At 67.1% G+C, this 14,364-nt stretch carries 14 protein-coding genes; 9 read left to right on the top strand and 5 right to left on the bottom strand.

The features are described from left to right. The first annotated feature begins 119 nt into the window (after positions 1-119). On the top strand, positions 120-419 hold the full coding sequence (locus tag C1924_RS10495) for a hypothetical protein (protein WP_108765242.1): 300 nt from the start codon (positions 120-122) through the stop codon (positions 417-419). Between the two features lie 6 nt (positions 420-425). On the opposite strand, the gene C1924_RS10490 is transcribed toward C1924_RS10495, so the two are convergent. Then, positions 426-911 carry a TspO/MBR family protein gene (locus C1924_RS10490; RefSeq protein ID WP_108765241.1) on the bottom strand — a complete coding sequence of 162 codons (486 nt, stop codon included), beginning with the start codon at positions 909-911 and terminating at the stop codon, positions 426-428. A gap of 77 nt (positions 912-988) precedes the next feature. Further along, a complete protein-coding gene (locus C1924_RS10485) occupies positions 989-3,175 on the bottom strand; it encodes a hypothetical protein (RefSeq protein WP_108765240.1) in 2,187 nt (728 codons plus the stop codon). 215 nt (positions 3,176-3,390) lie between these two features. On the opposite strand from C1924_RS10485, the gene C1924_RS10480 reads away from it, so the two are divergent. Genes C1924_RS10480 through C1924_RS10455 form a run of 6 tightly spaced genes read left to right on the top strand, consistent with a single transcriptional unit; the run spans position 3,391 to position 8,802 of the window. Then, positions 3,391-4,251, top strand: a complete 861-nt coding sequence (locus C1924_RS10480) for an STAS domain-containing protein (protein ID WP_108765239.1) — start codon at positions 3,391-3,393, stop codon at positions 4,249-4,251. Then, positions 4,251-4,613, top strand: coding sequence for an STAS domain-containing protein (locus C1924_RS10475; protein WP_108765238.1), 363 nt, complete (start codon positions 4,251-4,253; stop codon positions 4,611-4,613). Before C1924_RS10480 ends, C1924_RS10475 begins: the two co-directional genes overlap by 1 nt. Then, entirely contained in the window at positions 4,610-5,011 is a 402-nt protein-coding gene (locus C1924_RS10470) for an anti-sigma regulatory factor (protein WP_108765237.1), read from the top strand. Before C1924_RS10475 ends, C1924_RS10470 begins: the two co-directional genes overlap by 4 nt. Then, entirely contained in the window at positions 5,002-6,015 is a 1,014-nt protein-coding gene (locus tag C1924_RS10465) for an ATP-binding protein (protein WP_108765236.1), read from the top strand. Before C1924_RS10470 ends, C1924_RS10465 begins: the two co-directional genes overlap by 10 nt. Then, positions 6,015-6,884: an ATP-binding protein gene (locus tag C1924_RS10460; RefSeq protein WP_108765235.1), complete on the top strand. Its 870-nt coding sequence runs from the start codon at positions 6,015-6,017 to the stop codon at positions 6,882-6,884. The genes C1924_RS10465 and C1924_RS10460 overlap by 1 nt, the downstream gene beginning before the upstream one ends. Beyond that, positions 6,871-8,802 (top strand): response regulator, encoded by a 1,932-nt coding sequence (locus C1924_RS10455; RefSeq protein WP_108765234.1) that lies wholly within the window; start codon positions 6,871-6,873, stop codon positions 8,800-8,802. Before C1924_RS10460 ends, C1924_RS10455 begins: the two co-directional genes overlap by 14 nt. Before the next feature lie 31 nt (positions 8,803-8,833). On the opposite strand, the gene C1924_RS10450 is transcribed toward C1924_RS10455, so the two are convergent. Beyond that, positions 8,834-9,112: a hypothetical protein gene (locus C1924_RS10450; protein ID WP_108765233.1), complete on the bottom strand. Its 279-nt coding sequence runs from the start codon at positions 9,110-9,112 to the stop codon at positions 8,834-8,836. A gap of 227 nt (positions 9,113-9,339) precedes the next feature. On the opposite strand from C1924_RS10450, the gene C1924_RS10445 reads away from it, so the two are divergent. Further along, positions 9,340-11,574, top strand: coding sequence for a TonB-dependent siderophore receptor (locus C1924_RS10445; protein WP_254051108.1), 2,235 nt, complete (start codon positions 9,340-9,342; stop codon positions 11,572-11,574). Positions 11,575-11,619: 45 nt separating this feature from the next. Here C1924_RS10445 and C1924_RS10440 read toward each other — a convergent pair whose 3' ends face one another. Together C1924_RS10440 and C1924_RS10435 are read right to left on the bottom strand one after the other, a co-directional pair. Continuing rightward, positions 11,620-12,315 carry an HAD family phosphatase gene (locus tag C1924_RS10440; RefSeq protein WP_108765231.1) on the bottom strand — a complete coding sequence of 232 codons (696 nt, stop codon included), beginning with the start codon at positions 12,313-12,315 and terminating at the stop codon, positions 11,620-11,622. A 157-nt stretch (positions 12,316-12,472) separates the two neighbouring features. After that, on the bottom strand, positions 12,473-13,297 hold the full coding sequence (locus C1924_RS10435) for a helix-turn-helix transcriptional regulator (RefSeq protein ID WP_108765230.1): 825 nt from the start codon (positions 13,295-13,297) through the stop codon (positions 12,473-12,475). 102 nt (positions 13,298-13,399) lie between these two features. On the opposite strand from C1924_RS10435, the gene C1924_RS10430 reads away from it, so the two are divergent. Continuing rightward, complete coding sequence (locus C1924_RS10430) at positions 13,400-14,296, top strand: SDR family oxidoreductase (protein WP_108765229.1); 897 nt, start codon at positions 13,400-13,402, stop codon at positions 14,294-14,296. Positions 14,297-14,364: the final 68 nt, after the last annotated feature.

The following is a 14,364-nucleotide window of genomic DNA, read 5'->3' as shown; positions in this document are numbered from 1 at the left end:
AATTCAGGTAACGCCAGGCGGGATGCGCCGCCGCCTTCGCAGGCAGTGCATCGGTGCTGCACACGTACTGCACGGCGCACCCCTTACCTTGCAGTGACCCTCCCCTCCGGCGATGCCACGTGGACCTGCAGACGTTCGTACCCCTGTCTTTCCCCCGCCGCGCGATGCCGGACAGCAGCCGCTTCGAGCTGCTGGATATCGATGCACTGCAGGATCCCTGCAGCGGGCGCATCGTGCATCTGTATGCTCTGGTAGCGCGCTGCATGACGTGCGAGACGGTGTTCCGGGCCGAAGAAGGGGCGGGACTGATCAGTACGGCCAACGCCCGCGTGCTGCGATGCCCATCGAATTGTGGCCAGCAGACGTTCACCGGGGCCGCACTGCGGCAGTGGCGATCCACCGCCGCGATCGTGGCCTGACGGCGCCTACAGCACTGCAGGATTGAGCTTCCAGACGGTGTAGCACAGCGCCGAAGCGAAGCTGACCCAGGCCAGATAGGGAAGCAGCAGCCACGCTGCCAGTGGGCGGCGTCGCGCAAAGGCAAGCATCGTGGCGACGATCAACGCAAGCAGCACCACGATATCGGCGAAGGCGGCCGCGCCCAGTTTCCAGGAGAAGAACAGCCAGCTCCACAGCACGTTGACCGCCAGTTGCGCGACAAAGAGGCCAAGGGCCGCACGATTGGCCCTCCATCCGCCTTGGCGCCAGACCAGCCATGCGCTGATCGCCATCAAGACATACAAGAGTGTCCACACCGGGCCGAACACACTGGCCGGTGGCGCCCAGCCTGGCTGGGTCAACTGGCCATAGAACGCCGCAGCCGTGATGGAGGCGCGGGCGCCGAGCGCCGCGGCGGCCAGGGTCAGCAGCAGCCAGCCCACCAGGCCGAACAGTTGTCGTCTCTGATTCATCTCTGTCCTTCTCCAACGTGTATCAATGCCGTGCGTATACGCCTGCGGTTGGCAATTGGATGCAACGCCGCTGCCTGTCAGTCCGCCGCTCCGGGCTGGCCGTCCGCAGGGAGCAGGGCGGGTCGTCCATCAAACCATTCACGCGCCCCGGCCAGATGCCATTGGCGTTGCTTGCCATCCAGTTCAATGCCGGCGCCGAGCAGGCCCCAGCGCAGATAGAGGTCGCCACGCTTGTTCTGGTCAACCAGGTCGAGCCGCGCCCGCAGGGACAAGCGCTCGTTCTCGGCCTGCAGGCCATCCAGCGTGAGGTGCCCCGCCTGCCAACGCAGCCGGGTGGAGGCATTCACCTGTCCGGCATCCAGCAACGACAGCACCCAGCGCGGGTAGTCGCCGCGCTCGGCGAACACGCCCAGCAGCGGCCCGGCATCGCTCATCGTGAGGTCGGCACTGGCATCCACCCGGAACGGGGCCTGCGCGTCGATGCGCCCCTGCTTGAACAGCACGCGCCCCTGCCAGGGCGCCTTGCGGTCCTGCTGGCCCACCTGCACATCGCGCAGCCGCACCGATGTGCCGGACAGGTCGAAATAGCGCTGCTTGAAATCGCCACGGCGCAGGGTGGCATCCACTTCCGCATTGCCGAACAGGTCCAGCCCGGCCACGCGCATGCGGGCGCCATTGCCGCGCAACGATGCCGTGCCATGTCCCACCCGGCCATCGGTATCCAGGGCCACATCACCGGTCAAGGTGCCGGTGCCGCCCAGCAGGCGCACCTGTTCCTTGCCCAGGTAACGGTTGTAGGCCGTCAGGTCGGGGATGATGGCGTTGTTGAAACGCAGGCGCGCGCGCATGTCCCTGCGGAACTCGCGCAGGCGACCGTCACCACTGAGCTGCAACGACAGATCGCGGCCATCGAACAGGGTGTCTCCCTTCGCCCCCCCGGCGCGGGCGTTGAAGCGCGGTACCCGTACATCCAGCGTGGCGCGGGTGGGGGTGCCGGGCTTCAGTTCGCCGTGTGCGCTGGCCGTACCGGTCATGCGCACGCCCGCCACCTCGGCGGTGGCCGCGGCTTCGGGAATGTCCACGGTGCTGCCCACCGCAAGCTCACCCTGTTTCAGCTGCAGATCGGCGCGCACCGTGCCGCCGCCGTCCAGCTGCAGCCAGGGCTCACGCAGGAACAGGGCAGGTACCCAGTCGAGCGAGGTGAATGTCCACTCGCCCTGCACCCGGCCGGAGGTGCGCTCGATCAGCTGGCCCGGTTCGCGGAAGGGGATCTTCCGCCCCGCGATGTGCAGGTCGGCATCCAGCGCGGCGCCGGTACCTTCGCGCGGCGGCAGGCGTGCCTGCAGGCGGATGTCGCGGGCGGCGTCCATCTGCAGGGCCAGCGTGCCGCGATCGGGCGCGCCTGCGCCGGCCTGCAGCGGCACGCGCCAGATCACCCGGCTGCCGGGCTGCAGGGTGCCGCCCGCGAGGGTCACGTCGGCCTGCAGCTGCCCGGTGCTGGGTGAGCTGGATACGGCCAGCGTGCGCGCATCGGTATCCACGCGGAGGCCATGGCTGCGCGCATCGACCTTCAATGCACCGTGGATGATCTCGAACTTGGCGATACCGGGGGCCTGGTCGCGGTAGTGCCAGGGGTAGCCGAAGCGCGCGTCCACGTTCAACGCATCCAGCAGCTGCACGCCGTCGTAGCTGGCGAGGGCGTTGTGGAAGGACACCTGCGAGTCATACAGTTCCGACGGGCCTCCGCGCAGCTGTTTGCGGAACCCGACCGTGCCACTGCCCTTGCCGATGATCAGCAGCTTGCCAAAGCGCGCGTGCTGGATGGAATCGGTGTGGATGGCATCAAAGCGCAGCGTCCAGCCCTGGTCGCCGCGCGGCGGCGGCGGCACGGCCTCCTCGACCCGGGTCACCTCGGCCGATACGCCGGTGGCCTGCAGGCGGGGCACGCGCACTTCCCGCCGGAACAGCGGCCACAGCGCCAGCCGCGCACTGGCCCGTTCGGCGTGCAGCACATACACGGTATGGTTGACATGCCCACGCATGTGCACGTTCCAGGCGATGACATGTCCCGGCAGCAGGGTGATGGCTGGCCCGGTGCGCATCACGAACTTGTGCGGCTTGTGGTTGGTCACCCGGTCGAACAGCGGCGTGTTGAGGAACACATTGCCCGCCAGCAGATACAGCGCGTACAGGCCGGCCACAGCCCATGCCAGCGCCCGCCAGGGGCGTGGCCATTGCTTGAATCGTGTGGAAAACGGCGGCATTCAGGCTCATCGCGGTGCAGGTCGTGCGTGACTATCCCGAAGCGGGCTGCGGCGTGGCGTGAATGCGCGGCGCCGGGCGCCTGCGGCACGACGAACGCGCATGCGAATCTTCACGTGGCGAGAACGTCTTCACGGTGCTTAATACGCTTTCTGACGAGTAGGGGGCTCGTCCTGCAGGTCGGCTCCCGGCGTTTCCTACTACCTGGACCGTACCCATGGCGGCTTTGCAGCAGCGCACCATCCAACTCATCCGCGAACACCAGGCGTCGCTCATCGCACAATGGCGCGACAACCTCAATGCCGCCGGCCAGAACGACGACAGCCGCATCGCGGCGCGCGATCTGGACATGCAGGTCAATGAGTTCTGGCAGTTGCTGCTGCCCGCGCTGTCCGCGGCCGACGCAGCGCAGCTGCACGGCGCCGAGTGGCAGGCCATCCGCCATTTCCTCGAAGACCTGTCACGCGACCGCGCGATCAAGGGCTTCACCTCGTCGGAAACCGCGACCTTCATCTTTTCCCTGAAGCGGCCGTTGTTCCAGTTGCTGCAGCAGCACCACAGCACCGACCCGCAGGCGCTGGGCGAGCAGCTGTGGTCGATTTCCGAACTGCTGGACGTGCTGGGCCTGCACACCGTCAAGGCTTTCCAGCGCACCCGCGAGGAAGTGATCCAGCGCCAGCAGGAGGAAATGCTGGAGCTTTCCACCCCGGTGGTGAAGCTGTGGGATGGCGTTCTGGCGCTGCCCATGATCGGCACGCTGGATTCGCAACGCACCCAGGTGGTGATGGAATCGCTGCTGCAGCGGATCGTCGATACCGGCTCGGAAATCGCCATCATCGACATCACCGGCGTGCCGACCGTCGATACCCTGGTCGCCCAGCACCTGCTGAAGACCGTCACTGCGATCCGCCTGATGGGCGCCGATGCCATCATCAGCGGCGTGCGCCCGCAGATCGCGCAGACCATCGTGCATCTGGGCCTGGATCTGCAGGGCATCGTGACCAAGGCCAACCTGGCCGATGCGCTGGCGCTGGCGCTCAAGCGCACCGGCCTGACCGTGACCCAGGCCAGCCGCTGATGGACCGCATCCCGATCCTTCAGATGGGGGACCTGCTGCTGGTCACCATCCAGGTGGACATGCACGACCAGCTGGCGCTGAATCTGCAGGACGACCTGAGCGAGCGCATCCGCCGCACCTCCGCGCGCGGCGTGCTGATCGACATCTCTTCGCTGGACATCGTCGATTCCTTCATCGGCCGCATGATCGCCACCATTTCCGCGCTGTCGCGGGTGATGGATGCCACCACCGTGGTGGTCGGCATGCAGCCTGCCGTGGCCATCACCCTGGTCGAACTTGGGCTCGACCTGAGTGGTGTGCGCACGGCATTGAACGTGGAGCGCGGCATGAAGCTGCTGCGCCGGAGTGATGAGCTGCCATGACCGAGCGCCAGGGGACGCTGCCGGTACGGGTCGAACAGGACGTGGTGCTGGCACGCCAGGCGGTGCGCCAGGCCGCCGTGGCCTGTGGCCTGCGCCTGGTCGACCAGACGAAACTGGTGACGGCCGCCAGTGAACTGGCCCGCAACACGGTCATCTATGGCGGTGGCGGGCAGATGGAGTGGCAGTTGCTGGAAGATGGCCTGCGCCGCGGCGTGCGCCTTGTGTTTTCCGACCAGGGGCCGGGCATCGCCAACATCGAGCAGGCGTTGACCGATGGCTGGTCGTCCGGCAAGGGCATGGGCCTGGGCCTTTCCGGCTCGCGCCGGCTGGTGGATGCCTTCGAGCTGGACAGTGCGCCAGGACAGGGAACGCGGGTCACCATCACCAAATGGACATGAATTTCAGCGGCCACGTCACCCGCGTCGTGGCCGTGGAGGAAGCGACCCAGGTCGGGCAGGTGCGGCGCGAGGCGCTTGCGCTGGCCGCGCGCAGCGGCTTTGACGAAACCGACAGTGGCCGCGTCGCCCTTGCGGCGAGCGAGTTGGCCAGCAATCTGCTGCGCCATGGAGGCGGCGGCAAGGTCCACCTGTCGGTCGTGCAGGGCCGGGGGCATCGCGGCATCGAGCTGTACACGGTCGATGCCGGCCCGGGGTTCGTACTGTCGCAATCGCTGGTGGAAGGCTATTCGACCGGCGGCAGCCAAGGGCTGGGGCTGGGCGCGGTGCGTCGCCAGGCCACCGTGCTCGACAGCTGGTCCGACGCGCGTGGCAGCATCGTGGTGGCGCGCATCTACCCCGAGCGCGCCGGCCCGCGTGTGGACGCGCCGTATGGCGCCCTGCGCCTGGCCATGCGCGGCGAAGAAGCGTGTGGTGACGCCTGGCATCTGTCCATCGCTGACGATCGGGCGACGCTGACCCTGATCGACGGGTTGGGTCATGGCCTGCCGGCCACGGATGCCGCGCAGGCGGGCGCCCGTGCCGCATCGGACGCTGGCACCGACATGCCGACGGCGGTCATCGAAGCCCTGCACCGGGCGATGGGTGGCACCCGCGGCGGGGCGGCGGCGGTGGCCACGCTGCCACTGGCAGGCGGCGAACTGGCGTTCGCAGGCATCGGCAACATCAATGCCGGCGTCGCCGATGCCACTGGTTTTCGTGGCCTGGCCTCCCTGCCGGGCATCGTGGGCGTGCAGTACCGCAAGGCCCAGGCATTCCACGTTCACGCCGCAGCGGGCACGCTGCTGATCATGCACAGCGATGGCCTGCAGTCACGCTGGCGGCTGCAGGACTATCCAGGCCTGGTGCATCGCCATCCCGCACTGGTGGTGGCGGTGCTGCAGCGGGATTTCGACCGCGGGCGCGATGATGCGAGCATCGTCGCCCTGCGCATGGGAGCGTGGTGATGGGCGAGCAGCCGATGCAGGAAGAGAATGCCCGCCTGGCGGCGGAAAACGCGGCGCTGCGGGCCGAGCTGGAAGAAACCAACCAGGGCGTGCTGGCGCTGTATGCCGAGCTCGACCAGCAGGCCGCGCAGCTGCGTGAGGTCTCCGACCTGAAGAGCCGGTTCCTGTCCTACATGAGCCATGAGTTCCGCACGCCGCTGGGTTCCATCCTGAGCATGACGCGGTTGCTGGAAGATGGTTTCGATGGGCCGCTCAACGATGAGCAGCTGCGCCAGGTGCGGTTTGTCAGCGCGTCGGCATCCGAACTGCGTGAAATGGTGGACGACCTGCTCGACCTGGCCAAGATCGAGGCCGGGCGCATCACCATCTCGCCGGCCTGGTTCGACCTGATGGACCTGTTTGCTGCCCTGCGCGGCATGTTCCGGCCGCTGGTGGACAGCAACCAGCGCATCGACCTGGTGTTCGAGGGGCCGGCACCGCTGCCGATGTTGTACACCGACGACAAGAAGCTGGCGCAGATCCTGCGCAACTACATTTCCAACGCCATCAAGTTCACCCCGGAAGGGCAGGTGGTGGTGTCGGCGGCGATGGAAAACGATACGGAGGTGCGCTTCACCGTGCGCGACACTGGCATCGGCATCGCACCGGAACTGCTGCCGGCGCTGTTCGAGGATTTCGTCCAGGTGGATTCCCCACTGCAGAAGCGCCTGCGCGGCACTGGCCTGGGCCTGTCGCTGTGCAAGCGCTTCGCTGAGCTGCTGGGCGGTCGCGTGGAAGTAGAAAGCCTGCCTGGCAAGGGTTCCGCCTTCCATGTCATTCTGCCGGTAGCGCTGCACGGGGCGACGGAGGCCGCCGATGCCACACTCTGATCATGTACTGGTAGTGGATGACAACGCCGCGACGCGCTATTCGGTGCGGCGCGTGCTGGAACACCACGGCTACACGGTGAGCGAAGCGGGCACCGGGCAGGAAGGCCTGGATCGGCTGGCCAGTGCAGATTTCGGTGCATTGGTGCTGGACGTCAATCTGCCGGACATGAGCGGGTTTGACGTGGTGCGCCAGCTGCGCGTGCAGTCCCGCACCCAGCTGCTGCCGGTGGTGCACGTATCTGCTGCGTCCATTGCGACCGGCGACATGATCACCGGGCTGGACAATGGCGCCGACGCGTACCTGATCCATCCGGTGGATCCCGATGTCCTGCTGGCGACGCTGCGCAGCCTGCTGCGTGCGCGGCGGGCCGAAGAGGCATTGCGTGATGCGGATGCGCGCTTCCAGGAGATCTTCAGCCAGGTCAATGCGCCCATCGCCGTGCTGGATGAGCAGCTGCAGGTGCGCGAGTCCAATTCTGCGTTCGAGCGGCTGCTCAGTGAGGGGGATGCCGACGGTTCGCTGTTTACCCTGCTGGGCGGTGACAAGGAATTCGTCCTGGACCTGCAGGATGCGCTGGCCCGGCAGGAACGCTGGCAGGGTGTGCTGGCCGTATCCAGCCGCAACGGCATACGCAATACGCAGTGGCGGCTGACCCCGGACCGTCGCACCGGCCATGGGCTGGTGGTCGTGGAAGACGTGACCGAGCACCACCAGCGCGCCCGCGAACAGCGCGCCGAACTCGAAACCGCCACGACGGAGCTGGCCCACCAGATCGCCGAGCGCACCCGCACCGAAGGTGAGCTTTTGCAGGCGCAGAAAATGGATTCGCTGGGCCAGCTGACCGGCGGCATCGCGCACGATTTCAACAACCTGCTGACCACCATCATTTCCGGGCTGGACATGATCGAGCTGGCTGTCGCCACGTCCAAGCTGGACAAGGTGCCCCAGTACAGCAGCATCGCCGCGGCCTCGGCACAGCGGGCCGCCGCGTTGACCCAGCGCATGCTGGCCTTCGCCCGCAAGCAGCCGCTGGATGCCAGGCCCTTCGACCTGGTGGCACGCACGCATTCGCTGGAAGACCTGCTGCGCCGCTCGATCGGGGAGAACATCGAACTGGAATTCGAGTTGGGCGATGCGCCGCTGATCGCCATCGCGGACGTCAACCAGTTCGAAAACGTGGTGTTGAACCTGGTGATCAACGCGCGCGATGCGCTGGCCGGCCGTGGCCTGGTCCGCCTGCGCGCCGAGGCCTGCACGCTGCAGCGCGAAAATGAGTTGGCGCCTGGCCGCTATATCAGCCTGAAGGTGATCGACAACGGCCCCGGCATTCCCCCGGCGCTGCTGGACAAGGTGTTCGAGCCGTTCTTCACCACCAAGCCGCAGGGCGAGGGCACGGGACTGGGCCTGTCGATGACCTACGGCTTTGCCCGCCAGTCCGGCGGTCTGGCGCGCATCGCCAGCGAGCCGGGCGAGGGCACCGAAGTCGAGCTGCTGTTGCCTGCGGGCGAGCCGGTGCATGCCGAAACAGCGGCGGAACTGGCGGCACCACCGCGCGGCCAGGCCGAGCGCATCCTGCTGGTGGACGATACCGATGCAGTGCGGATGATGGTGGGTGAGATGCTGTCGGAAGCCGGCTACCAGGTCACCCTGGCCGCCGATGCCCGGCAGGCGCTGCGCCACCTGCGGCAGGATCCCGGTTTCGACCTGCTGCTGTCCGATGTCGGCCTGCCCGGCATGGATGGCCGCGAACTGGCCGACGCCTCACGGGAGATCAACCCGGTGCTGCCGGTGCTGTTCATCACCGGCTACACCGAGCGGGCCGCAGTGCGCGAAACCTTCCTGGGCACGGGAATGAGCCTGCTGCCCAAGCCCTTCAGCCTGCTGGAACTGCTGGCGGCAGTGCGCGCGGCCCTGTAGGGCCGCGCGCACTGCGCCTGTATTGGACCTGTCAGCCGGGCAGCTCGCACTGCATCCTGCCGTCAACGTAATAGGGTTTCGGCACGTTCGGATTGTCGCTGGTCTTCTCGAAGACCACCTCGAACGACTCGGCTGCGGCCGTGCCTTTGCGGTCGGTGCAGGCGTCGGTGAGCTTCTTCTTCACGGCGGCAATGCCGGCTTCGCGGGTGGCGCCGTCGGCGCTGTTGGTCAGGTTCACCGTTTCGGCCAGGGCCAGCGGGCTGAGGGCCAGCAGGCTGGCGGTGACGATCAGGCGGTGCAGGTGGGTCATGCCATCTCCTTGTGCGTTCCATTGCGGATGCGCCACAGGCGCGCGGCGCGCAGCCAGAATAGGCATGGTTGGTTAAGGCACCGTGCTCGCCCGGTGATCCCGGCGGCCCGCGACCGATTGTCGCGCCGATGGTAGTGGGAACCATTCGCATCTGGTATGATTTAACGCGTCTTTAATCAGCGCCACTGCCGCCGCCCCCAGGCGCGCTCATTACCAGCAGGTCCCCCATGTCCACTCTCCGTTCCATTGCCCGCGCACCCATGCGCTCGCTGTTGACCGTGTCCGTCGCTTCGCTGCTTGCCCTGCCGCTGGGCGCGCTGGCGCAGGCCAATGCACCGGACGGCGCCACGCCCACCGATCTGGACGCGGTGCACGTCAATGCCTATCGCACGGTTACCCACAGCTCGGGCGCCACCAAAACCGACACTCCGGTGGCGGAGATGGCCAAGTCCGTCTCCGTGATTGCGCGTGAGGAACTGGATGCCCGCGGCGTGCAGACCCTCAACGATGCGATGCGCTATGTGGCCGGCGTGTCGCTGGAAAGCACCGGCATCGACAACCGCGTGGATGACTTCCGCATCCGCGGCTTCGATGCCGGCAGCTGGAGCAACAACGTCACCATCGATGGCATGCGGGCACCGCAGGGTGGGCAGTGGAACCGCACCATGATCGACAGCTGGAACCTGGACCGCGTGGAAGTGCTCAAGGGGCCTTCGGCGGTGATGTACGGCCAGGTGGCCCCGGGCGGCATGGTCAACCAGGTCAGCAAGACGCCCACCCCGGACCAGCAGCAGGTGCTGCAGTTCGGCGTGGATGGCAACGGCCAGTACAACGCGGCCTTCGACCTCGGCGCGGCAAGCACGGACAACCGCCATCTGGGCCGCCTGGTCGGCCTGTACCGCGAAGGCGACACGCAGATCAAGCACACCGATCAGGAGCACTGGTTCCTCGCCCCCAGCTACACCTTCCAGATGGCCGAACGCACCCGGGTGACCGTGCTGGGCCTGTACCAGCGCGACGATGGCGGTTCCACCTACCAGTTCCTGCCGATGGCCGGCACCCTGGTGGCCACGCCCTACGGCCACATGAAGAACAGCACCTTCATCGGCGAGCCGACCTGGAACACCTACGACCGCACCCTCTGGTCCGGCGGCTGGCTGTTCGAGCACGCCTTCAACGATCACTGGACGCTGAGCCAGAGCGCGCGCCGGCTGAACGTGGATTCGACCTTCCGCACCGTGGTGACCAACGGCGCGCTCAATGCCGATGGCCGTACGCAGAAGCGTCGCGCCACCTGGGGCGAGGGTGATTCGCGCGGCGACACCGCCGACACCCGCCTGACCGGCAAGTTCAGCACCGGCGCGGCCGAGCACACCCTGCTGCTGGGCGTGGACTGGCAGAAGGCCGACTGGACCGCCGCGCGTGGCGCGATGGGAACGGCCACCGATACGCCCACCGCCATCGACATCTTCAACCCGGTGTACAGCGGCTACATTCCGGCCACCACGTCGATCAGCTACTCCGGTGGCATCAACCGCCAGACCGGTGCCTACCTGCAGGACCAGATCGCGCTGGACAAGTGGCGTTTCACCGTGGGTGGCCGCTATGACTGGACCAAGGATGACACCTGGACCCAGGCCTACACAGTGGCCAGCAACCGCTACGGCGCACGCGCGCCCAGCCACATCAAGAGCGAGGCTTTCAGCGGCAACGCCGGCATACTGTACGTCGCCGACAACGGGCTGACCCCGTACCTGAGCTATGCCGAATCGTTCCAGCCGGCGGGCAGCACCGCCACGCAGTCGTTCGACCGCACACCGTTCGATCCGATCACCGGCAAGCAGTGGGAAGCGGGGTTGAAGTACCAGCCGGCCAGCTTCGATGGCCTGATCACCCTGTCGGCGTACGATCTTCGCCAGCAGAACGTGCTGACCGACGACCCGGACAGCAGCCACAACACCTGCGGCACCACCGGCACCAGCCAGTGCCAGGTGCAGGACGGCGAAGGCCGCGTGCGCGGCGTCGAGCTGGAAGGGCGCGTCACTCCGCTGGCAGGCTTCAGCGTGATCGGTGCCGCGTCGTGGATGGAATCGGAAGTCACCCGCAGCAACAACGGCTACGCCGGCAAGGAACTGGCGATGGTGCCGGACTGGACGGCCGCACTGTGGGGTGACTACACCTTCCAGGGCGGTGCGCTGGAAGGCCTGAGCCTGGCGGCCGGCATGCGCTACAACGGCAAGAGCTACGGCGACAGTGCCAACCTCTACCGCATTCCGTCGTACAGCCTGTGGGACGCCGCCATCCGTTACGACGTCGGCCACTACGGCGCGGTGGGCACGCAGTTGTCGTTGAATCTGAGCAATCTGGCGGACAAGCGTTACGTGTCGACCTGCACGGGCGTGTCGTCGTGCTATTACGGCAGCGGCCGCACCGTCACCGCGACGGCACGCTTCAGCTGGTGACGCCTTGCCACCGCCGCGCCTGTGCCGGCGCGGCGGCGGCAGTGATCAGGCGGCAGGGTCCGCCGTGTACGCCGCCAGCACGGCGGGCAGGTCAGCCATGGATTCGAAGATCACGTGGGCCCCGGCCGCACGCAGCGCCTCGGGCGAGCTGTGGTACTGGCCGCCCGGGCTGTAGCCGAACACCGTGGCGCCGGCAGCAACGCCCGCGGTGGCGCCGGTCACCGTATCTTCGATGACCGCACAGCGCGCCGGGTCGACGCCCAGCGCCGCAGCGGCCGCCAGATAGACATCCGGGTGCGGCTTGGTGCGCGGCTGGTCCTGGCCGCTGAAAATCTGCCCGGCAAAGGCATCGAGGATGCCGATCTTGCCCAGCTGCAGGCGCACCTTCAGCAGATCGGCACCGGACGCGCAGGCAATCCTGCCACCCGTGGCGGCCTGGATCGCACGCACGGCGGCGGGCGCACCGGGAATTTCGGTCAGATCGCGCTCCAGCGCCACGTTGCGCTGGTGGCGGAATTCGTCCAGCCACTCGTGGGTGAACGGCTTGCCGGTGCGCTCCTCGATCAGATCGGCCAGGCCGGCCACCGATTTACCGAGGAAGATCTCGCCGGCCTGTTGCTGGGTCAGCGGCCAGCCACGTTCGGTCAGCATCTCCGACAGCACACGGGCCACCAGAGGCTCGGAATCGACAAGGACGCCATCGCAGTCGAACAGCACGGCATCGAAGGGGAAGGGGGGCATCGGGTACTCCTTGCAACAGGTTGTGTAGCGTCGAGCTTGCTCGACTGAAGGCAATCCCCCAGTAGAGCCGAGCCCACGCTCGGCTGCTCTTCGCGAAATACTGAGCCGAGCATGGGCTCGGCTCTACAGGGGTGTGGGCAGTCGAACAAGACCGACCCTACGAAGCGCGCCGCGCGTCGATGAAAGCGGCAATCCGCTGCTGCGTCTGCGCATTGCCTGCGTTGTAGACAATCATCGACAGGTCCGGCCGCGCCTCCACGGCAAACGTCGAGAAGTCCAGCTCCAAAAGCCCCAGATCCGGGTGTTTCAGCCGCTTGCTGCCGTCGCCCTCGCTGGCCACATCATTGCTGCGCCAGAGCGCGGCGAACTCGGGACTGCTGGCCGAGAGCTCGGCCGCCAGCTGCGCAACCTCATTCTCGGCCCCGGCGCGGATCGCATCCGCGCGCAGGGAGGCCACCACGAAACAGGCGACACTGCTCCAGTCCTCCTGCGCGGCGCGCACCCGATGGTTGCTGAAGATGAAGCGCAGGATGTTGCGCTCATTGGCTGGCACCTGAGCGTAATCAGTCAGCAGCACCGTGGCAGCATGGTTCCAGGCGACCACGTCCCAGGTCGGGGTGCGGATCAGCGCGGGGCTGTAGGGCAGGGCATCCAGCACCCGCTGCAGCCGGGGCGAGATGCTGTCGCCGCTGCGGTATTTCACTTCGGGTGGGCGGCCAAGCCCCAGCATGTACACATGCTCGCGTTCGGCATCGGTCAAGCGCAGGGCGGAGGCGATGCGGTCCAGCACCTCGGCCGACGGTGCGCCACCACGCCCCTGTTCCAGCCACGTGTACCAGGTTGGGCTGATGCTTGCCCGTTGCGCCACTTCCTCGCGACGAAGGCCCGGCGTTCGCCGTCGGCCGCTTGGGAAGCCGAAACTGGCCGGATCCAGCCGTGCGCGCCGGCTCTTGAGGAATTCCCCGAGCGAGTGCTGATTCATGCCGATGCCTGCCTGTCAGTAGGTATACCTGTATAACCTCACTACTTTAACAGGATCGATACGGCTGGATACTGGGCCGACTTTCCAGCGGAGCGGTATCCCATGCGTGTATTCCTGACCGGTGCCACCGGCTTCATAGGCAGCCGCGTACGCGAGCAGTTGCAGGCAGCAGGCCACGAAGTCATTGGCCTGAGCCGATCGGAAGCGGGTGCGAAGGCGCTGCGCGCTGCAGGTGCCCAAGTGCAGCGCGGCGACCTGGGCGACCTGGCCAGCCTGCGTGCTGGCGCGGCGTCGGCCGATGCGGTGATCCACACCGCCTTCGACCATGACTTCAGCCGTTTCGCCGCCAACTGCGAGCGGGACGCGGCGGTGATCGGTGCGCTGGGCGCGGAACTGCGGGGTTCGCCGCGTCCGCTGCTGATCACCTCCGGCGTCGGCATGGGTGAGGTCGCGCGCGGCCAGCCGGCCCTGGAAACCGTGTTCAATCCTGGCCATGGCAACCCGCGCATCGCCTCTGAACGCGCGGGGACGGCACTGCTGGACGCTGGCGTGGATGTGCGGGTGATGCGCCTGCCGCAAGTGCACGATGCATACCGTCAGGGACTGATCAGCTACTACATCGATATCGCGCGCGAACAAGGCGTAGCCGCTTACGTGGGGGAGGGCGGGAACCGGTGGTCTGCCGCACACGTGGATGATGTGGCCTGTGCGTACCGCCTTGTGCTGGAACGCGGCCGCGCGGGGGAGCGTTACCATGCTGTGGCCGAGGAGGGCGTCGCCGCACGCCGCATTGCCGAGGTCGTGGGCGCGGGGCTGGGCGTAGCAGCGCGCAGCATTGCTGCAGAGGAGGCGGCAACGATGTTTGGCTGGTTCGCGCTGTTTGCTGCCATGGACCTGCCGGCATCAAGCGCACTGACGCAGCAGCGACTGGATTGGCATCCGGTGGGCCCGACGCTGCTGCAGGATCTTGAGCAGATGGACTACCGCGCCCCGCGCTGACGGTGGGTGAATGGCCCTGCACCGCGCCTGCATCCGGCGGCGTGGATACTGCAGGCCATGGATCCCTG

Origin of the sequence: Stenotrophomonas sp. ESTM1D_MKCIP4_1 (assembly GCF_003086895.1) — a bacterium.
Lineage (GTDB): Bacteria > Pseudomonadota > Gammaproteobacteria > Xanthomonadales > Xanthomonadaceae > Stenotrophomonas.
Note: the sequence above shows the minus strand (reverse complement) of the source record. Positions and strands in the feature narration are given on the sequence as shown.

Excerpts from the sequence above, each read along its gene's own strand:
- C1924_RS10480 (WP_108765239.1), top strand. The coding sequence starts at position 3,391 with ATGGCGGCTTTGCAGCAGCGCACCATCCAACTCATCCGCGAACACCAG.
- C1924_RS10435 (WP_108765230.1), bottom strand. The coding sequence starts at position 13,297 with ATGAATCAGCACTCGCTCGGGGAATTCCTCAAGAGCCGGCGCGCACGG.
- C1924_RS10455 (WP_108765234.1), top strand. The coding sequence starts at position 6,871 with ATGCCACACTCTGATCATGTACTGGTAGTGGATGACAACGCCGCGACG.
- C1924_RS10445 (WP_254051108.1), top strand. The coding sequence starts at position 9,340 with ATGTCCACTCTCCGTTCCATTGCCCGCGCACCCATGCGCTCGCTGTTG.
- C1924_RS10460 (WP_108765235.1), top strand. The coding sequence starts at position 6,015 with ATGGGCGAGCAGCCGATGCAGGAAGAGAATGCCCGCCTGGCGGCGGAA.
- C1924_RS10490 (WP_108765241.1), bottom strand. The coding sequence starts at position 911 with ATGAATCAGAGACGACAACTGTTCGGCCTGGTGGGCTGGCTGCTGCTG.
- C1924_RS10475 (WP_108765238.1), top strand. The coding sequence starts at position 4,251 with ATGGACCGCATCCCGATCCTTCAGATGGGGGACCTGCTGCTGGTCACC.
- C1924_RS10465 (WP_108765236.1), top strand. The coding sequence starts at position 5,002 with ATGGACATGAATTTCAGCGGCCACGTCACCCGCGTCGTGGCCGTGGAG.
- C1924_RS10450 (WP_108765233.1), bottom strand. The coding sequence starts at position 9,112 with ATGACCCACCTGCACCGCCTGATCGTCACCGCCAGCCTGCTGGCCCTC.
- C1924_RS10430 (WP_108765229.1), top strand. The coding sequence starts at position 13,400 with ATGCGTGTATTCCTGACCGGTGCCACCGGCTTCATAGGCAGCCGCGTA.
- C1924_RS10440 (WP_108765231.1), bottom strand. The coding sequence starts at position 12,315 with ATGCCCCCCTTCCCCTTCGATGCCGTGCTGTTCGACTGCGATGGCGTC.
- C1924_RS10485 (WP_108765240.1), bottom strand. The coding sequence starts at position 3,175 with ATGCCGCCGTTTTCCACACGATTCAAGCAATGGCCACGCCCCTGGCGG.
- C1924_RS10470 (WP_108765237.1), top strand. The coding sequence starts at position 4,610 with ATGACCGAGCGCCAGGGGACGCTGCCGGTACGGGTCGAACAGGACGTG.